This is a genomic window from Bradyrhizobium sp. A11 (genome assembly GCF_042077125.1).
GTDB classification, from domain to species: Bacteria; Pseudomonadota; Alphaproteobacteria; order Rhizobiales; family Xanthobacteraceae; genus Bradyrhizobium; species Bradyrhizobium japonicum_B.
The window spans coordinates 5,486,371-5,504,754 of record NZ_CP149509.1 but is presented as its reverse complement, the minus strand read 5'-3'; the positions used below and the strand labels follow the sequence as shown (position 1 = coordinate 5,504,754).

The 18,384-nt window shown below is 58.7% G+C and carries 16 protein-coding genes; 6 read left to right on the top strand and 10 right to left on the bottom strand.

Going from position 1 to position 18,384, the window contains the following annotated elements; genetic code table 11:
• Positions 1-11: 11 nt before the first annotated feature.
• The 3 genes from WI560_RS25845 to WI560_RS25835 form a co-directional block, all read right to left on the bottom strand.
• Positions 12-1,286: a hypothetical protein gene (locus WI560_RS25845; RefSeq protein ID WP_375305453.1), complete on the bottom strand. Its 1,275-nt coding sequence runs from the start codon at positions 1,284-1,286 to the stop codon at positions 12-14.
• Between the two features lie 152 nt (positions 1,287-1,438).
• The gene (locus WI560_RS25840) at positions 1,439-1,714 is read right to left on the bottom strand and encodes a hypothetical protein (RefSeq protein WP_375305452.1); all 276 of its coding nucleotides are present in this window, start codon (positions 1,712-1,714) and stop codon (positions 1,439-1,441) included.
• 74 nt (positions 1,715-1,788) lie between these two features.
• On the bottom strand, positions 1,789-2,352 hold the full coding sequence (locus WI560_RS25835) for a hypothetical protein (RefSeq protein WP_375305451.1): 564 nt from the start codon (positions 2,350-2,352) through the stop codon (positions 1,789-1,791).
• 276 nt (positions 2,353-2,628) lie between these two features.
• On the opposite strand from WI560_RS25835, the gene WI560_RS25830 reads away from it, so the two are divergent.
• The 6 genes from WI560_RS25830 to WI560_RS25805 all read left to right on the top strand — a co-directional run bounded on the left by WI560_RS25830 (position 2,629) and on the right by WI560_RS25805 (position 10,095).
• The gene (locus WI560_RS25830) at positions 2,629-3,831 is read left to right on the top strand and encodes a polysaccharide biosynthesis/export family protein (protein ID WP_375305450.1); all 1,203 of its coding nucleotides are present in this window, start codon (positions 2,629-2,631) and stop codon (positions 3,829-3,831) included.
• Between the two features lie 224 nt (positions 3,832-4,055).
• Positions 4,056-4,598, top strand: a complete 543-nt coding sequence (locus WI560_RS25825) for a hypothetical protein (RefSeq protein WP_375305449.1) — start codon at positions 4,056-4,058, stop codon at positions 4,596-4,598.
• 25 nt (positions 4,599-4,623) lie between these two features.
• Positions 4,624-6,111 carry an O-antigen ligase family protein gene (locus WI560_RS25820; RefSeq protein WP_375305448.1) on the top strand — a complete coding sequence of 496 codons (1,488 nt, stop codon included), beginning with the start codon at positions 4,624-4,626 and terminating at the stop codon, positions 6,109-6,111.
• A 142-nt stretch (positions 6,112-6,253) separates the two neighbouring features.
• On the top strand, positions 6,254-6,868 hold the full coding sequence (locus WI560_RS25815; protein ID WP_375305447.1) for a hypothetical protein: 615 nt from the start codon (positions 6,254-6,256) through the stop codon (positions 6,866-6,868).
• Positions 6,869-7,133: 265 nt separating this feature from the next.
• Positions 7,134-9,368 carry a polysaccharide biosynthesis tyrosine autokinase gene (locus WI560_RS25810; protein ID WP_375308911.1) on the top strand — a complete coding sequence of 745 codons (2,235 nt, stop codon included), beginning with the start codon at positions 7,134-7,136 and terminating at the stop codon, positions 9,366-9,368.
• Between the two features lie 106 nt (positions 9,369-9,474).
• Positions 9,475-10,095, top strand: coding sequence for a hypothetical protein (locus tag WI560_RS25805; RefSeq protein ID WP_375305446.1), 621 nt, complete (start codon positions 9,475-9,477; stop codon positions 10,093-10,095).
• A 408-nt stretch (positions 10,096-10,503) separates the two neighbouring features.
• Here WI560_RS25805 and WI560_RS25800 read toward each other — a convergent pair whose 3' ends face one another.
• The 7 genes from WI560_RS25800 to wzy form a co-directional block, all read right to left on the bottom strand.
• On the bottom strand, positions 10,504-11,547 hold the full coding sequence (locus tag WI560_RS25800) for a glycosyltransferase family 4 protein (RefSeq protein WP_375305445.1): 1,044 nt from the start codon (positions 11,545-11,547) through the stop codon (positions 10,504-10,506).
• Between the two features lie 59 nt (positions 11,548-11,606).
• Positions 11,607-12,341 carry an FkbM family methyltransferase gene (locus WI560_RS25795; protein WP_375305444.1) on the bottom strand — a complete coding sequence of 245 codons (735 nt, stop codon included), beginning with the start codon at positions 12,339-12,341 and terminating at the stop codon, positions 11,607-11,609.
• Between the two features lie 28 nt (positions 12,342-12,369).
• Positions 12,370-13,632 (bottom strand): right-handed parallel beta-helix repeat-containing protein, encoded by a 1,263-nt coding sequence (locus WI560_RS25790; RefSeq protein WP_375305443.1) that lies wholly within the window; start codon positions 13,630-13,632, stop codon positions 12,370-12,372.
• 748 nt (positions 13,633-14,380) lie between these two features.
• A complete protein-coding gene (locus tag WI560_RS25785) occupies positions 14,381-15,238 on the bottom strand; it encodes an SGNH/GDSL hydrolase family protein (RefSeq protein WP_375305442.1) in 858 nt (285 codons plus the stop codon).
• Positions 15,235-15,798: an acyltransferase gene (locus WI560_RS25780; RefSeq protein WP_375305441.1), complete on the bottom strand. Its 564-nt coding sequence runs from the start codon at positions 15,796-15,798 to the stop codon at positions 15,235-15,237. Before WI560_RS25780 ends, WI560_RS25785 begins: the two co-directional genes overlap by 4 nt.
• On the bottom strand, positions 15,795-16,850 hold the full coding sequence (locus tag WI560_RS25775) for a glycosyltransferase (RefSeq protein ID WP_375305440.1): 1,056 nt from the start codon (positions 16,848-16,850) through the stop codon (positions 15,795-15,797). The genes WI560_RS25780 and WI560_RS25775 overlap by 4 nt, the downstream gene beginning before the upstream one ends.
• Before the next feature lie 22 nt (positions 16,851-16,872).
• The gene (gene wzy / locus WI560_RS25770) at positions 16,873-18,384 is read right to left on the bottom strand and encodes an O-antigen polysaccharide polymerase Wzy (protein WP_375305439.1); all 1,512 of its coding nucleotides are present in this window, start codon (positions 18,382-18,384) and stop codon (positions 16,873-16,875) included.

The window sequence follows — 18,384 nt, the reverse complement described above, 5'->3', positions numbered from 1 at the left end:
TCACCGGCGCTCTATCGTGATCCGGACTGGCTGACGCTCTGCGACAGCCCCAATCCCACGATCACCGAAAGACACAGGATTGCTGCGGGCCGCAGCAGTCCGGGACCTGCGAAGCTCTGGACCAGCGCAAAGAGCAGACAGGCTGCGGCCGCCGCCGGGAAGAACGAGTCGCGTCCGCGCTGCAAAGCGCCGACGACCAGGCGCACCAGAGCGAGCAGGCTCGCCGCGATCAGGGCCGCCAGACCGAGCCATCCCATCTCTGCAAAGACGGCCATCGCTGCCGAGGGCGCCGTCAAGATCGCTGCAGCGTCGCTCTGATAAATCCTTCCCACCGCGGCAAAGGTCCCTGCGCCCGCGCCGAACCAGCGCGTGTCGGCCAACATCCGCTCGAGGGCTGCCCTCGTCTCGGCTCCCATCTCCGGCACCAGCCGCAGCAGGACCGGTCCGGAGCTCTTCTCAAACAGGAAGATCAGGACGATCGCTGCTCCAATCAGAGCTGCCAGCGACAGCGCGCCCGCGGCCAATGGCGAAAGGTCGAGCCTGCGGATGACCAGGATCAGCAGGATCAGCACGATGCCGAAGCTTGCCGCCACCGCGCTGTTCGTGCCTGAGAGGCCGAAGATCGCAAGCGCGCTGATCAGGGCGCCCAAAAGGCCCAACAGGCCAAGCACGATCGAGCGAAGCAGCGAATGATGCGTTTCGGCCCGCTCCGCGGCAAGCTGCATGATCGCCAGGTTCAGGACGAGGCCGAAGCCGGCCAGGGTCGTTGCAAGTTCGGACGTTGCGGCGGCCTGCGCGCCTGCTGATGACAGCCGATGCAGATCCAGGATCAGGGCGGAGACTGCGGCGATGCCAGCGAGGACGAAGAGGACCAGTTCGGCGCGGCCGCGGTCACGCACCACCAGGATGGTCACGCCGAGCGCCGAGACCGCTGCAACCGAAAGGAGCAGCGCGCTGACGGTCAGGCCGATATCGGCGGTGATCGGGCCGAGTGACAGGCCGCCCAGGACGTCGTGGGCGCTCGCCCAGATCGGATGCGCCAAATTCAGCGGAAGCGGGACGAGTTGAGCCGCGATGAAGAGCGGCATGGCAATCAGGATCCAGCGGCCCCACGAGGTCGCGCGAACATAATGGGCGGAGTCGGCTTTTCGCGCGGTTGCGGTGGCGGCCAGCAAGCTCAGCGCGGCGGTCATCGTCCCGAGCTGTGCACCGAACTTGGCGCCGGCGATTTCGAGAGCGGAAGCGGAAACGATGCAAACGATGAGGGCAAAATAAGCGAGGGACAAACGGCGCGCTCGATGCGGAATCCTGAAACGATCAGGTCACCATACAAGCGAGCGGGTGGTTTTCAAGCAAAGGTCAGTGCGGGCCAACAACTTGCCCGCTCGCCTTTCCGCCTGTGCGCCAAATTCTATCGAGCCGGATCAGCTGCGGGAGATCAGCGAGCGCTCTTGGCCGGGCGCGCAAACACGCGCGCGGCGCGGGCAGCGGCAAGGCTGAAGCGGGCGGCCGAGCCAAAGAGGTAGCCGCCCTGGAGTGCAACGGCCGCAAAGGCCGCGGCCTTCAGGCCTTCGAGCGCGCCAAGACTGGACATCAGGCTGACCGGCAGCACGGTGAGCAGCAAAGCGAACGTGACGGGCAGCAGCACCAGGACGCGAAAGCGTTGGCCCAGCACGGCACCCACCAGAAAGCTGAAAATCAAAAGCGCGGTCATCCGAAACACTCCGTGCTTCGGACCCTAGGTTCCCCACCCTAAAAAGACCCTTAAGGTGTATGGCTAAATTTGGCCTATTGGCTGCAATTGGCCAGCAGCGAATGATAGGCCTCGCGCAAGCCGTTCAGCGCCACCGTACCCTTGATCTCGCTGTCGCTTTCCCTGACCACGACGGATAGCGAGGCCGTCGTCTGCCACTTGCCGGCGGCAAAGGCCGAGACCTCGTCGGGCAGCAGCACCGCCGCCCCGGCGGCGGCCATGCTGGCGTCAAAGGTCAGGGTGCCGCCGCCGCTGGCTGCGATGGTGACCTTGGGGTGGCTCCGGGGCGGGAAGGGCCGGATCAAGGCCACCAGCACGTCGATCTTGCCCTTGGGCGCGCAGCGCACGATCAGGCCGGCGAAATCCGGGTCGGATTGGGTAGTGTCCGCGGTCTTCATGATGGCCGCGAAGCTCTCGCCGTCCTTGGCTCCTTGGGTGCGGCTGAACTTCCAGACGGAGGCGGGGGCCGTGGTCGCCACTTCCACGACGGGAGCGATCTGGCACGAGGGTCGCGCGCAGGAGGTAGCCTGATCCTGGGGGCGGTCGGCGCCGCCAAGGAGCGATCCTGCCAGCAAGGCGAACAAAAGGAGGCCGGACACGGGGGAATCCTATCTTGATGGTTCCAGCCATAGCAGACGGGCGCGAGGCCAAGAAGGCCGGAGGTGACGTCACGGGCCCTCCGCCTGGGCGGTTTGCCCGCCGACCGGGCACACGAAATACAACAAATAGTCACAAAGGGTTAAACCAGGCACCAAAGCGTGGCTTGCACGCAACACTGGCCGACCAACACACCGTCAACCATCTAGGAACCCTTGTCGCACCCCCCCGCGCCGCCGTACCAATCAGAATAATTGGGGTCTCTCGGGGCGCGATTCATGCAGTCATTTGCCAAGTCATATCTATTCAAGCCAGCATTTCTGGCCGCCGCTTTGGCGCTCGGGGCCTGCTCGACCAATCCCGGCTCGGGTCCGCTGACGGACGACGTTAACAACAAGATCCAGACCGAAAGCGCGCCGGCCTATGAGCTGGTGCCGCTCAATCCGGCTACGGTGAAGATCCTGCACACGCATGAGCCCAAGGGGCTCGCCGGCGTGTTCACCGACCGCCGTCCGCCCGCCAGCATCGTGTTCGGTATCGGCGACGTCGTCAGTGTCACCATCTTCGAAGCCGCGGCAGGCGGTCTGTTCATTCCGGCGGAAGCCGGCGTCCGTCCCGGTAACTATGTGACGATCCCGGATCAGTCGGTCGACAATGACGGCTTCATCACGGTGCCCTATGCCGGCCAGATCAAGGCCGCGGGCCGCACGGCGGTGGAAATCCAGCGCTCGATCATCGAAAAGATCGGCAATCGCGCCATCGAGCCGCAGGCCGTGGTTTCGATGTCCTCGCAGCGCACCCAGCTCATCAGCGTGCTCGGCGAAGTCAATTCGCCGGCGCGTTACCCCGCCAGCGCGGCGGGTGCGAAGGACCGCGTGCTTGACGCGATCACCCGCGCCGGCGGCATCAAGGGCCAGGGCTTCGAGACCTGGGTCATGCTGGAGCGTGGCGGCCGCCGGGCCACCGTGCCGTTCGAGAATCTCGTGATGGCACCCGAGAACAACGTCTATGTTCGCCCGGACGACAGTATCTACGTCTATCGCGAGCAGCAGAAGTTCATGGCGTTCGGCGCCAGCGGCCAGAGCGGCGAGTTCAACTTCGATGCCTGGCGCATCAACCTCGGCGAAGCCGTCGGCAAGGCGGGCGGTCTCCTGGACGGCCAGGCCGATCCGTCCGCCGTGTACCTCTATCGCCGCGAGCCGCGCGAGGTTGCCGCCCAGCTCGGCATCGACGTGAGCAAGTACACCTCGGAGACGATCCCGGTCATCTTCAACGTCAACTTCCGCGATCCGGGCGGCTTCTTCCTCGCCACCAAGGTCATGATGAAGAACGGCGACATCATCTACGTCTCGAACTCGCGCAACGTCGAAGTTGCCAAGTTCCTAAACTACATGCGGGTGATCATGGCGACCGGCAGCGATGCCGTGAACCTCAGCAACGACGCGCTGATCTTCCGCAACAACGTCAAGCTGGCGCCGTAAGACGCCGACTTGATCGACCAGAGGCGATGGCACCGGGGCTTTGTCCCGGTGCCATTTTCGTTTCGCGATCCCATCGGTATTGTCGGGGCGCGGGGATATTGCTGGGATCAAGGTGCCACTGAGTACGTGTCGGTGTACGTGTCGGTCAGCCGCTCACCCGCAGCGTTGCAAGGGGCTTCAGCTTCATGCGCTTTCGAACGTTTTGCCGCCTTCCGGCTCTCGTCTTGGTCGCTCTCGGGCTTGCGTCGGCCGGAACGGCGCTCGGCGCTGCTGCCGAACTCGGCGTTCGCCACCGCATCGACGTGACGGTCTCCGCCGAGCCTGACGCTCCAATCCTGTCGCGCCTCAAGGGCGCCAAGGGCGAGCTGTCCTTCACCGTCCGCCTGTCGGCGAACTCCAAGGAGAGCAAGTTTTTCGGGATGCTGCGGCCGTCTTTCCCTGACATCGTCGTCCCCGATGGCGCGGGCAAGCCGCTGGTCCAGCAGACCAAGCTCTGGGAGGAGGAGGTCTGCCATCAGCGCCGCGGCCTGCCGAAGGTCACCGTGACCCAGCTCGGCGGGCATTTTGCGGAAGGCGAGGGGCGGATCGAGATCTCGGCCATCAACCGGCACATCGGTGTGCTGGTGCCGCCCGACGAATTAACCCCCGGAATAAAACTCGATCCGGGCAGTGATGGCTTTGGGCTATTCTACGCCTTCCGGGCCCAGACCCGGAACAGCCGCCTCAATGTGGATGTGAAGATCTATCCGATCGATTGCTTCCTCTAGGCCCAGAGCAAGGCTCGCAAGAACGATGCGCCTTCGGCTTCCCGAAATTCGCTGGTCATGGAGCCTGCCCGCGACCGTCATCCTGTACTTCGTGGCAGCCGGCGCGCCGTTTCCGTTCGGCTCGACCAACGATCTGTCGATCGCGTTCTGGTGCCTGTGCCTCGGGATCGCGGTGATGTTCGCGCCGACGCGCGATCTGCGCAGGCCGCATCTGTGGCTGCTCGCCGGGATCGGTGTGATCGTTGCCGCCTACGCCTTCGTGCTGCACGAGCAGCTCTCCGACCATCCCTTCCTGGCGCCGTTCCAGCCGATCTGGAAGCAGGCCTCGGATCTGCTCGGCGTGCCGATCGCGCCGTCCGCGTCCATCGTCAAGAACGAGGCCTTCTTCGCGCTCGGTGCGCCGCTCGCCAACCTCCTCGCCATCGTACTCGGCATCACCGTCGGCGCCGACCGGATGCGCGCCCGCCGCCTGCTGTGGGTGCTCGCGATCTCCGGCGCGGCCTACGCGCTCTACGGCGTGCTCTCGTTCCTGATCGAGCCCACCATGATCCTGTGGCGGGACAAGACGGCCTATCTCGGCAGCGTCACCGGCACCTTCATCAACCGCAACACGGCGGCGGCCTATTTCGGCTCCTGCGCATTGATCTGGATGCTCCTGATCCTGGAGGACGTCCGCCGCCGGCTGCCGGAGCGGCACATCGAATGGCGGCGGCTGTCGCTCGATCTGCGCAGCATCCCGCCGAAGCAGATCCTGCCGCAGCTCGGCGGCCTCTTGATCTGCCTGATGGCGATGTTCATGACGACCTCGCGCGCCGGCGTCGGCCTGTCGCTGCTGGCGATGATCGTCTCGTTCACGCTGTTCCTCAGGAAAGACCTGCCGCCGCGCACCGGCATCTGGATCTCGCTCGGCTCGGGCGCTGCTGTCGCGCTCGGCCTGCTGCAGCTGCTCGGCGGCCGCGTCTCCAGCCGCTTCGACAGCCAGGGCCTGGTCGACGAGGGCCGCATCGAGGCCTGGAAATCGACGCTGCGGATCATCGCCGACAATCCCTGGTTCGGCACCGGCATGGGCACCTTCCAATGGGCCTTCCCGCCCTACCGCAGCCCCAACATCTCGATTCGCGGAATCTGGGACGCCGCCCATTCGACGCCGCTGGAGCTTGCCTCCGAGGTGGGCATTCCGATGGCGCTGCTGGTGGCGCTCGGCTGGGCGATCATGCTGCTGGTGCTGGCCAGGGGCATATTCACGCGCCGGCGCGATGCCATCATCCCGCTGGCGGCCGCGGCGACCGCGACGCTGTCGCTGCTGCATTCGTGCCTCGACTTCACGCTGCAGGTGCCCGGCTACAGTATTCCATTCTTTGCGCTTTTCGGCGCCGGCCTGTCGCAATCCTTCCGCACCAAGGAGGGCCGCGAGGCCGCCGCGGCGGACGCCACCAGCCGGCGAGGCGAGGGCCGCCATGCAACCGCCGGCGCGGGCCCGCGCGCGCAGCCCCGGTTTCACAAAACTGTCTAGATTTGAAGCAGTTGCGCCGTTTACGAAGTCTTTAGAATAAGTGGACAGCTCTTTTCTCTTCCGCTAGGTTCCTGCAACCAGCACAGCCTTTTGCCCGGGCCGAGGACGCATATCGGGGCAGCTGATTTTTGGAGGTTTGTTTATGAGCGTTGTCAAAATTGCGCTTCGCATGGCTGCCGCAGCGGCCCTCGCCGCGACGATTTCGTCGGCCGCCAGCGCCGCCGTTTACCCGCCGCAGCGCCAGCTGCCGGCCACCGTCATTTCCGACTTCAAGGCCGCGCCGAACAGCCTGTTGCAGCAATATCCGACCGGCGGCCCGCAGCTGATCTCGCGCGTGCGCGACCTCGGCGCCTCCGATCCGACCACGCTGCCGGGCCTGATCGCGCTGTTGAAAGATCCCGCGACCACCAAGGACCAGATGCGCGCGATCGTCGGCGGCCTCGCCCAGGTCGCCCGCATGGCCGCGCAGTCCGACCAGGCCTATGCCAATGAGATCCAGGCCGCGATCGCCGGCACCCAGAACGCCGACGTGATCGCCGCCTACCAGGCCGCGACCGGCGACGTCGCGATCGCCGCGACCGGTGGCGGCGGCGGTGGCGGCAGCTCCGGCGCGGGCGGCCCCACCGGCAACAACTTCCCGAACGGCGGCACCGGCGGCGGCGCCGTCAGGTTCGGCAACAACAACAACCCCAACAATCCGCCCGCGACCGTCGGTGGTGGCGTCGGCAGCACCAACAACAGCGTCAGCCCGCGCTAACCGCAATCGGCCCGCGCGGCCGGCCCATGACATCACGGCAGCGGCGCCCCAAGGCGCCGTTTTGCTTTTTGCGCCGTTAAGCTTCCTGCAAAAAGCAGCAAAAGCCGCGCGCTGCACCGCATCGAGCGCGTTCAATTGCAGGCAGGCTTGTGCTAGTGTTGCGCGCAGCGCGGGCTCTGGCGTCCGGCTTGCTCCGGACGCAGCCGGGTTTCCGGCGAACATTGATCCCAAGACCACAGATCGATCCATTTTCAGGAATTACTGGATGTTGCAGGTGAACAAGCCGACCTCGGAGATCAACCGTGATTTCGCCGAGGCCGACGGCTCTCCGTCGCAGTCGCTGACCTCCTATCTCGAGATCATCCGCCGCCAGTTCCCGACCATGATCGCGATCGTCTCGGCCTGCGTGATCCTGGCGCTGCTCTATCTCTTCACCGCCGCGCCGCAATTCACCTCGACAGCCTCGATGGTGATCGACACCCGCAAGGTGCAGCTGTTCCAGCAGCAATCCGTCCTCGGCGACATCGCGATCGACTCCGCGACCGTAGAAACCCAGGTCGAGATCCTTAAGTCGGAAAACATCAGCCTCGCCGTGATCCGCGACCTGCGCCTGATTGATGACCCCGACTTCATCGGCAGCGGTGGCGGGGCACTTGGAGCAGTTGTCGATTTTGTCGGAAGGCTCTTTTCCGACGGGCACGAACCTTCGGAGTTCGAACTGACACGCAAGGCGTTGGAGCGTTTCGAAAAGAACCGCACCATTAAACGTCTTGGTCTCACCTATGTGATGGAGATCGGCTTTACCTCGAAAGATCCGCGAAAGGCCGCAAAGATCGCAAACGCGATCGCCGACGCCTATATCGTCGACCAGCTTGAGGCAAAATATCAGGCAACCCGCCGAGCGAGCGTCTGGCTGCAGGACCGCATCAAGGAGCTGCGCACCCAAGCCTCCGCCGCTCAGAAGGCGGTAGTTGATTTCAAGACTGCCAACAACATCATCGACACTGGCGGCCGTCTAATCAATGAGCAGCAGCTCGCTGAGGTGAATAGCCAACTCGTGCTCGCGCATGCGGGGACGGCCGAGGCTAAAGCCCGACTCGACCGCATGAACAACATCCTTAAGCAGGACATCCCGGATGCCAACGTCGCAGACGCCTTGAAGAATGAGACCATCGTCAAGCTCCGCGCGCAATATGTCGATATGGCCTCGAAGGAATCGATCTGGTCGACTAAGTATGGTCATGACCATCTCGCTGCGGTGAACCTGCGTAGCCAGATGGCAGAAATTAAGAAGAACATCCAGGACGAGCTCAAGCGTATCCAGGAATCCTATAAGAGTGAATATGACATCGCTGTGACCCGCGAGGAAGCAATCAAATCAAGCCTCGCCAACGCCGTATCGGAGTCGCAGCTCACTAACCAGGCGCAGGTACAGTTGCGCGAGCTTGAAAGCAACGCGCAATCCTACCAGGCTATGTATGACAACTTCCTCCAGCGCTACATGGAAAGTGTGCAGCAACAGTCGTTCCCGATCACCGAAGCGCGTGTGATCAGCGCCGCGACGACGCCGTTGATCAAGAGCTATCCGAAGTCGCTCATCATACTTGGGGCGGCTCTGTTCGGGGGACTTTTGGTGAGCTTCGGTGTTGCGATGGCGCGCGAATTGTCTGACAAGGTGTTTCGGACCACGTCGCAAGTCGAAGAGGAGCTGGGGACCAATTGTATCGCCATCTTACCGGCTCTAGCTGCGCCGGGGTCGATTGGGAAAAGAAAGAGCAACCCCGAGCCAGATTTTCTGCGATACGTGGTAGATAATCCTTTGTCGCGCTTCTCCGAGGCGGTGCGCTCGCTGAAAGTTGCGATTGATCTCAACTCCATAGTTCGCGAAAATCGCGTGTTGGCGGTGACATCGACGCTGCCGAATGAAGGCAAGAGTACGCTCTCGACCAATCTCGCGCAGCTCATTGCCCACGGGGGAGCCCGTGTGATCTTGGTCGATGCGGATCTTCGTAATCCTTCCCTGTCACGTGCCCTGCGACCGGATTCGAAGAGCGGCCTCGTCGATCTGGTCTCGCATAAGGCGCAACTCGATGACGTCGTTAGTGTAGACCCGCAGACCGGACTTGTGCTTCTGCCTGCAGGGACTACTTCGAAGTTGCTTCACACGAATGAGGTGCTCGCGTCCAAGCCGATGCGTGATCTCGTTGCGTTATTGCGCTCGAAGTATGACTACGTTGTGCTGGACATGCCGCCCATGGCGCCGGTGGTGGACGTGCGCGTCACTTCTTCCTTCGTCGATTCGTTCGTGTTCGTCGTGGAGTGGGGCAAGACCAAGATCGACGTCGTCCGCCACAACCTGCGGGGCGCGCCAGAGATCCAGGACAAGCTCCTTGGCGTCGCGCTGAACAAGGCCGACACGAAGCTTTTGGCGCGCTATGAATCCTATCACGGTCGCTACTACTACCAAAAGTACTACGCCCGGTATGGGTATGTGGAGTAGCGTTAAGCTTCTGCTCCTTGCGTTCGGCATCGCCTGTACTGGCTGGTGTATAACGGTTCTGCCGAGCTTCCGTGCGACCGCGCCAGCCCATGACGTGACCCAACGCATGATGGCTGATCGGCGGTTCAAACCGGGTGTGCTCGCCCAGGTGGCGGCGGGGCTCGAGCGAGAGCCGAGGAGAGTGGTGGAGCACCCAGCGTTCATCCGCGCACTGGCGTTCGTTAGTCTTGGAGTGGCCGAGGGGGCCGGCCGCGGTGCTCTAGGGGAGGTAGATGATGACATGGCTAACGCGCAGGAGAGAGTACGCTCATCGTTGATGATGAACCCGCGAGACTCCTTTCTGTGGTTGATGCTCTACTCACTAGTGACAGCGCGAGAAGGGATTGGGGACGATACGCTCAGGTATTTCGATCAATCGTATGCGACTGGCCCCTATGAAGGCTGGGTTTCAGTGCGGCGCAATCGTCTCTCGCTCTCCGCGTTCCCGTTGCTCGATGAAAGTCAGAAGAATCGCGCGGCGGCGGAATTCGCCAAGATTGTCGATAGCGATCTTACCGTAGAGGCAGGATTGATCCTTACCGGAGTCGGCCGGCAATATAGCTCAGAGCTCACAATCGGGTTGGCGTCTGCTGACATCAGTTCTCGGCAGCACTTGTCGAGGTGGCTCTCGGACAACGGCTACAAGATGCAAATTCCTGGTGTTGAACTCCCCGACAGGCCTTGGTGATGATAGCTATCGAACTCGTTAGATTGGTGCTCCTGGCGGCAGGAACATGTGCCGCATTGAGCTTTGCAGGTCCTGCAATTGCTCAGGCGCCCGGAGGCGCCAGCTCCTCATTTACTCTTCAGGGGCCGGCGGAATCGTCCCCAAGCCTCCCCGCCGCGAACGTACGCGATTCGCTTGGTAGGTTATGCTATGACACCTACGCAGTCGCCCGAGCTCATGTCGTAGAGCCGGACGTGTACGACCATATCATCAGTATTAAGAATAATTGCACTAAGCCGCTGAAATTGAAGGTTTGCTACTTCAATTCGGATCGATGCACGCCGGTTGACCTTCGGCCCTATATACGCACGGAAGTTATTATCGGAACGATAAAGAACGTGAGGTTCTTCAGATATGTCATACGTTGAGCTAATTTGCGGCTATTGTCGCGCAGAGCTCTGCGAACTCCCTCCTGCTAATCTCTGCCGCCCTCTCAAATTCGCGTCGCGACTCGATAGACACGCGAACGAATAGGTCGAGATCATTGCAGAATCTGAGCAGCTCTATTGTCAACCGGCTGCGGATTTCCCGATCGATGTTGACAATTGTTCCTGTGCGACCGAGCATCTCTCGGATGTAACCGGCATTCGTGGAGATCACGGGCACGCCGTAGCTCAAAGCTTCGTAGATTACGAGTGGTTGAGCTTCGTATCGGTAGGTGGTCGGAAATAGAAAAACTTGTACGTACCTGAAAAAGTGATCCTTCCGTGCCTTGTCGACAGGGCCCCAGACCTCCAGATCTTCGCCCAAAACGTTAGATGCGCGGGCTACGCATTCTTCAGACGCGGTTCCTACCAGTGGGCCGGCAAGCACCAACTTGGCCCTTACCCCTTTGTTGCGCGCACCAATCACCGTATCGATGGCCAGTTGAAGGCCTTTTTCCGAACTGAGATTTGCGAGCAACCCAACGACCAAATCGTCGCGTATCAGCTTGGATTCTAAAGGGGGAGGAGACGGAATGTGGCAGGCATTGCTACTGACAAGCGTTCGTCCCGTGAGGCCGTAATGCAGCTCGAGGTCGTGAGCCATCTGGTCGGAAAGAGCAACGTGAGTTGTTCGTTGGCCACAGAGCCAAGTAAGCAAAGCGAACATCGGAACACGGCGGAGTGTGTGCGCCGATGAGTGATGATGAAGCACGATTGCGAAGCCCGTTAGTCGGGCGATAAGTGCTAAGAAAACGTTGTAAATGATGCCGTGACCAGCTTGGAACGGCATGTACAGTGTTCTTGCGTGCTGATTGTCGCATTTAGCCAACAACTCTACGGCGGCTCTAAGAACGCCAGACATCCGCCTAAAGTGATACGCAATGCTTTTCTTTGCGTTTCCTGGTGATGTATCGATAATGGAAAGGTGAACCGGCAACTGTTTCAGGCCCTCTGCAACGGCGGCATTTACCGCGGCTTGACCGTGCATCGGTGGCGGAAGCGCACCGACAACGACTACGCGAGGCTTTCGAGCTTCTGACACAGCGCTTATTCCTTCTCAACTCGCGAGAAGAGCATGTCAGCTTGAACAGGTCGATCGGCTCCGTCGTAAGCTACATTGAAGACGCCCGCCAACTGATAGCCGACTGCATGAAGATAGCTGATCACCTCGGAGGCCAGCGGCTGTCCTCGATAGAGTTCAACGAAAGAGAGTTCCGCATAAATGTGCTGAACGCGTGGGAGCAACTCTTCGCTTCCTTTGAGAACTTCCAATTCAAAGCCCTGCGTGTCGATCTTCAGCAAGCATGAAGCTGGACACTCATCTGGAGCAACAAAGGCGCAGAGTCTGTCGGTTCTGATGGTAAGCGTTGACGCAAGGCTGGAGCCGTAAAGGCGCTGGTGTTCCTCGCCTAGTGGAAGTAGCGAAGACGAATCGTCTTCGCTGGTGACGTTGATTATAGAATTTCCGGCCTCGGTCGATACTGCTGCCTCAAACAATTCGAAACGCTCGTCAGCAGCCATCACCGTCCTGCAGGTCGCATTGGGCCCAGGTAGGGGTTCAAGCGACACGATGCGTGCGGTGGGCCAGAGATGGCGAGCGAGAAGGGCAAATTGCCCTCGATTCGCTCCAACATCGATTACCAATTCCGGCGCGAGGTGACCTAAGGCATAGGCATGCTCGACGCCCGCCAGCACCCCAGTGCGTAACGCACGTCGGAAGAGTGGCACCCTCAAAGCATAGCTGAGCTTCCGCGCCCTTAGTGCAAATAGATCGAAGCTCATTGTATTGTCATCCCGTACGATAATGGTGCTAAGGAGCTATGCTTCGGGCATCTTGCATGTTTCCAGTAAACTGGATTGGCGAGGTGCGTCCAGCCCGCGCGCGGATATCGTCGACTGCTTGCTGTATTTTCGTTGGCAAGCCGGACGAGGATTGTGGGGCTTTGCCAGAGCTGATCTCGTTGTCCCCGAACACGTAAGATCGGTCAGTGCAGACGCCGTAGAATGGAGCCGCGCGGTCTGATTTTAGGTAATTGTTCTTGAGTACGACAGATGACCCCCTCGATGGCCGCGTGCAGCGAACGCCGGCTTCTCCATAGTCGATAAGATAGTTCCGCTCGAATAGTAGGTCCGTCCCGTAGTGGATATGAATGCCTGCGTGAGAAACGTTCACCACCACGTTATTTCGAAAGATGAATCCCGCGGTTCCTGCATCCGCATAGAGTCCGTGGCCCCCATACTTGCGAGCCTTGCCGCCACGAATGAAGTTGCCTTCGACAAGTGAGTTAGCTTGACGTCCGAGAGTATAGATTCCACCCAGATCAGAGAGCACCCCTTGTCCGAAATCGGAAACGACGTTTCCGAGAATCTTATTGTCGTGGCTCAGGCTCGGGCCATACTCCCACGTCCACCCTACCGAAATTCCTGTATAGTAAAGGTCGCGGATCTCATTACGTTCGACCAGAACGTGATCGGCTTGGCCAATCCAGACGCCTACGGCGGCGAAGTGAATTCGGCCCACGGAGGCAATGAGATTGTCCAACACTGTCACGTGATGCGTCGGGAATAAGCTTGTCTCACCTTCGCTCCACGGCGTTCCTGGAGCGGGTCTGCGTTGTTCGGAGCCGATCGCAATCCCTGTGCCGCCGAGATCCCGCAATTCTCCCTGGCTAATTTCAACGTCGAAGCAATTCTCTCGAACGCGGATGCCAGTAGCACCTGTATGAACCAGCGCAAAGCGCTTAAACTTAATGGCGTTCGCATTCCGCAATTCGATCGCGCCGGGCAGGCCGACTTCCGCTTGCATGGCTGCCCAGCCATCATTCGGCAGGTGCCACGCCGTCGTCGAGAAATACAAATCTTCAAAATGAAGATCGTGCACGCTTTGTGTCTGGCTGCCTTCGATGAGTATCAACTTCGAAAGCCGCGGAATAACCATGTCCTCGGCAGGAAACGCCTCGTTATTCGCTGGACGATACCTGATTTCCAGCTGGTCTGCGTCGCATTGCCACAACCCGTCCGCTAGCGGTCGATCTCGATAATTCTCGATGAAGTAGGGGAGGCCTGGCGTCATGTCACGGTGGACTCCATGACCGGCGAATTTGCCAGAAACTTTAAGAAGCCTGGATGATGGGTCGTAGGAAGTCGGCCGCATGCGAGATGCGGTCCACGCATCGAAGATGACGATCTCGGTGTCCGTGAAACTTCTTAGATTCAGTGGGAGGTCCCCTTCGCCTGCAACAAACCTATCATGCAGGGGCGACGCTTCCTTTGGGACGCTTTTGATTTCCAGTGTGCCTGTCGCAGGTTGGCGCGGCCGATAGCGTCTTTCTCCACCAACGAATAGCTGCTGAGGGCAACCTGCTGGCGATAGTGACGAAGGGTACTTAACTGACCAAACTCCATCCTGTCCGAACTGCCAGTCTTTGATACGTGTACCACCCTCAATGCGAGCCATTTCGCCGGGATAAGAGCGATAAGTAGTCGGGGCATCAGGGGAACCAGAGTCCTGCGGTCCGAACTCCAGTGGCCTCTCAAGCTCGTATCTACCGCCCCGAAGAAAGACGGTGATCGCCCTTTGCCCCTTAGGTTGGTGAGCTCTCAATGTGCGAACGAGCGAGACTGCTCTTTCGATGCTCCGGAGTGGACCCTCCCCTCCTGAGGGATTGGACTCGGGCTTCAGTCCGTCTGCATCGTCCCGTCCCTCAGGGGATACGAATATCTTGATGTCATCCCTGGGCTCGTTAGCCTCTACATGCTGAGGAAGAAGGTAGATACCAAACAGCAGCAACAGAGCTAGATGCATCGTATGCATGTGGCACCTAGGGAATTAGGTGAGAACGCAATTCAGGGACGGCATCGGCCAAGCTCGATGCCACTAATGCAGAGACGGTCTCCGCACCCCTTCGATTCAGGTGAGTATAGTCTTGCGTATATTTTCGACGCGGATCGTTCTGCGGAGTTTCGAGAGTGACCGGTGTCGATCTCGGCAGCCGGGGTTGCAGTGTCGTGCCCGCCTCTGCTGCTTTCTTTTCCGGCTCGGATGGCACCACGGCCGAAAATACGGTAGAGCCGACCGCTCCCAAATTCTGAAAAAGCAATGCGCTGCTTTGATTCAATTCGACAATTGGCGTGTTTAGTTCTCTTCCAACCTTAGCGACTTCTGCTGCCCACGGCAGCAGCGTATTGTTGATTTGGCCATCCTTGAAGTGACGAGTTGCTAAAGGGGTTACCAACACCGGCAGAGCGCCAAACGCACGAAGCTCCTGAACGAACCGGCGCAGATTATTCGGAAATTCAATTTTAAGGTCGGTTCCGACCATAGGGTCTAAAGATTTGTCGTTGTGGCCCATCTGAATTAGAACAAACGTCTTCTGGTAAGCAGCAATCTGAACTTCGCTTTTGACAATATCCCAAAAGCCGTCTTCCCTGTACGTTCGGGTGCTGCGGCCGCCTCGAGCAAGGTTAAGGCAAGCGACATCTTCCTTCACGTGCACTGCGCAAAACAGGCTGCCCCACCCAGTGTGGGGCGCCACCGTTGAATCTCCGATCAGGATGATGCGCAAGGTTTCCATAGAGGGCGCTAACATGTTGGCAGCCCCAGCTGAACTCGACAGAACCAAAAGTGCTGCTAAGAGCGCAGCGCGTTTGAGTGCAATAGCTATCTTCATAGCGTTCATGTTCTATCTTTCCGAAGCTCCCAATCCTCGGTTGCAGAAGGAGCAGCACGGCGCTCTCTCCAGCGCTCCGGATGATCGCGCAGACTGCCAACCCTCTGTGCAGGATTGCCAAACACAATGGAATCTGAGGGGACTCGTCCCCTCACGACGCTGGCCGCACCAATGATAACATTGTCTCCAATTTCTGTTCCTGGCAGTATCACGGCATTCATTCCGATGAACACGTTGGCGCCAATCTTTATTTCCCGCTTCACCGCAATATCCGTAGGAGGTGGTTCTCCGATTGCAATCAATGCGGTGGTCAACGAATAGTCGTGCGTCAGGAGTATCACGTATTTTGAGATGACGGTCCGTTCACCAAGCGTGATAAAGTCGAAGTCATCGAATCTAGCTCGAAGAGAAATGTAGCGGGGGAAACCGTTCAAGCGCATTCCGTATGCGGAAAGGAGCGGGACGTATAGCTTCATGTAGGTGCGCGGGCTGAGGTTCTCAATCGGCGCAAGCGCAATCTTCAGCGTGTGAAGAACGATGCGCGAGATCGCCCGCCGCGTCCTGCTCATTGGACGTTCCTTGCTATGGACCTAAAAGCACTCAGATAGGAAGTCCCAACCTTCTCCGGTGTCATATTAGCAATCCTCGCCATCGCAAACTCCATAGCGTTTCTCTGATTCGATAGAAGGGCCTCTTCAATAAGATCTGCGCAAGCGATCGGATCGTCCCGGTTGTTAACGTAGAACGCGTAGTCAGGTCCGAGCAGCTCACGATGTTCGGGAATATTGGAAGCAACGATCCTGGTGCCCGCCGCGACACTCTCTAGCAGCACGTTTGGCAGGCCTTCGTGATGACTCAAGCTCACAACGACGGCCGCCCTCGATAGGTGGGCGGATATGTCAGGCCGAAATCCAAGAAAATCTATCCGATTGCTGAGTCCGGCGCGCGAGACAATGCCTTCAAGCTCGTTCCTGAGGCGGCCATCGCCAAGGATAGTAAACTGGAGATCGGGACGACGTTTGGCCAATACGCAGAAGGCTTGGACAACGATTGGCACATTCTTCTGAGGCTCAAGTCGGCCGGCATAAACAATAGAATTAGAAGCGACCGAATTCTCGGTAGCCGCATGTGGTTGCACAATATTGGGGATCACGAAGCAAGGCCGGGTCGCACCTGCCTCGATCCAGTAATGTTTCCCTTTCTCAGAGTTCGCGATGATCCCATCGGCAAAAACTCCCAGGTGGCGCCGAAGCCAATAGCGAAAGTCCGGCGGGTACTTAGAGTCTCTTTCTGTCATGATCCACGTCAGCCCAGCTGTGCCTAGCCGGACGAAGAAACTGTAGGCATCGCAAGCGTGTAGCCAAGAGAGAAGAACGTCCGGTCGGATCTTTCTGATTAGAGCGCGTAGGCTCAAGACGTTTCTCGGATCATAATTCGATTTAACGGAAATTCTATGGATATTCAAATTTGTTTTCTGCAGTAGATGGTCATGCACGCCAGGATAAAAATGGATGAGATGCAACTCGATATCATCTCTTTTCTGAAGTTCGTTCAGCAAGTAGATGCACTGTTTTTGCGCACCACCATCCGACATGGCTTGTATGAGAAAGCAGACGCGCATCGGTCTCACAATCAATCGAAGGCTAAGGTTTAATATTGAGATGATCGCCCAGGCGAACAACGGAATGTGATTTAGGCTGGCTTTTAATTGTCCTCTTCTTCATAGGGATCGCTCGACCCTGCATCCACATCAGTAGGTCGTAGGCTTTGAAAAGTATATAGGTCCACGTGAGCATCCTCACCGGGAAGTCGAGAGTGTACCGCGAGAGTTCGGCAAAGTTTCCGAGCACAAGGAGGTAGAAGGTAATAGTGCGCGTTGAGAAGGGCGTCACTGCTGCGCGCTTCTGAACTGTCCCGGCAAATAGACCAGCTAGCAAGACCAACACCGGTATGCCGAAAGGCCCAAAGTCCATGTACGCGTCTGTCAGCAGATTCGATCCGACACTCCAGCCTGCGTTGGGGCCGAGCATATAGTTCGAAAGAACCTCCGCTGTGTTGGTTAGGTGGGCGTCACTGCCAAGTAGAGAGCCTCGGACCAAAGGAACAACTCCGGCGAATCCAATCAGCTTGTACTTGCCGTAGCCATACTCTAATCGCTCGGGAACAATATCAAAGGTCGCTCGTAAGGTGGCTGTCGTTATGCTGAAGCTACTGCTACGGTTCGCTTCCTGGCTCGGGCGCTCTTCAAACATCTTCTCTAGCAGGCCTGAAAAAGATCGATCTTGCGACATTCGAACAGTTTCAACTGCAGTGTAGAGTACAAGTGAAGCAAAGACGCAGGCTGCCAAAGCGACCCATGATGTGCGTCGAACAAACGTGAAAAAGCCACCACCTGCAGCTATTGCGATCAGGAAGAATGAATTTCGGTCTCCATGGAGAAGTATTCGCGCAGACCAATAAGCGATAATCAGGAGACAAAGAAGGATGGGAAGCTCTAGCGCCTTCCTCTGTGCGATAAGAGCGATCGCGCGTGAGCCTGCAACGATGCAGAGCATCGTAATGATTAGATAGATGCCGTCCGCGATTGCACCGCCGCTCGTTACCTTTGTGTACCGCCCCTCGTCCGCACTTTGGAAACCAGCTCCTTCATAGATGAGGATGAATCCAGCGAGGAGCATCAGAACTAGGTAGCCAAACGCGACATAGTATTGTCCTTCGTTTGCACCAGTCGTTGCAGTCGGCAGGTCTGATCTTGGTCCGGTGGCAATGCTCAACCCAAGATGAAATGCAACGAAGCCGAGCGCCGAAGCAACAAGGGCTTGGTTCGATCCATTCTCGTACACGAAGGGAAGATACGAGTTGTTACGGAGATCGGAAAGTCCGAGAAAATGTAGCTGATAAGGATTTATGAAAAGCAAGAAATAGAAGATCAGAAAGAGAGTCTCAATCGAGGTGTAAACGGGGATGTCCGGCCGAATGCGGACTGGCGTGAGGAATGAGCGTGTGAAGTAGACATAGAATAGGGCAATGACAGGCCATGCGACGTAGGCGTCATTCCCGGTGGGCACAGCGAACAGAGCAAATGTCAAAGAGCCAACTAGCAGTGCCTGGCCGATGAGTGACATTTTGTGGGGAAATGGACGAGTACGGTTCAT

Coding starts and splice junctions, on each gene's coding strand:
- WI560_RS25840 (WP_375305452.1), bottom strand. CDS start 1,714: ATGACCGCGCTTTTGATTTTCAGCTTTCTGGTGGGTGCCGTGCTGGGC.
- WI560_RS25830 (WP_375305450.1), top strand. CDS start 2,629: ATGCAGTCATTTGCCAAGTCATATCTATTCAAGCCAGCATTTCTGGCC.
- WI560_RS25820 (WP_375305448.1), top strand. CDS start 4,624: ATGCGCCTTCGGCTTCCCGAAATTCGCTGGTCATGGAGCCTGCCCGCG.
- WI560_RS25815 (WP_375305447.1), top strand. CDS start 6,254: ATGAGCGTTGTCAAAATTGCGCTTCGCATGGCTGCCGCAGCGGCCCTC.
- WI560_RS25810 (WP_375308911.1), top strand. CDS start 7,134: ATGTTGCAGGTGAACAAGCCGACCTCGGAGATCAACCGTGATTTCGCC.
- WI560_RS25805 (WP_375305446.1), top strand. CDS start 9,475: ATGATGGCTGATCGGCGGTTCAAACCGGGTGTGCTCGCCCAGGTGGCG.
- WI560_RS25800 (WP_375305445.1), bottom strand. CDS start 11,547: ATGCACGGTCAAGCCGCGGTAAATGCCGCCGTTGCAGAGGGCCTGAAA.
- WI560_RS25795 (WP_375305444.1), bottom strand. CDS start 12,341: ATGAGCTTCGATCTATTTGCACTAAGGGCGCGGAAGCTCAGCTATGCT.
- WI560_RS25790 (WP_375305443.1), bottom strand. CDS start 13,632: ATGACGCCAGGCCTCCCCTACTTCATCGAGAATTATCGAGATCGACCG.
- WI560_RS25785 (WP_375305442.1), bottom strand. CDS start 15,238: ATGAACGCTATGAAGATAGCTATTGCACTCAAACGCGCTGCGCTCTTA.
- WI560_RS25780 (WP_375305441.1), bottom strand. CDS start 15,798: ATGAGCAGGACGCGGCGGGCGATCTCGCGCATCGTTCTTCACACGCTG.
- WI560_RS25775 (WP_375305440.1), bottom strand. CDS start 16,850: ATGCGCGTCTGCTTTCTCATACAAGCCATGTCGGATGGTGGTGCGCAA.
- wzy (WP_375305439.1), bottom strand. CDS start 18,384: ATGAACCGTACTCGTCCATTTCCCCACAAAATGTCACTCATCGGCCAG.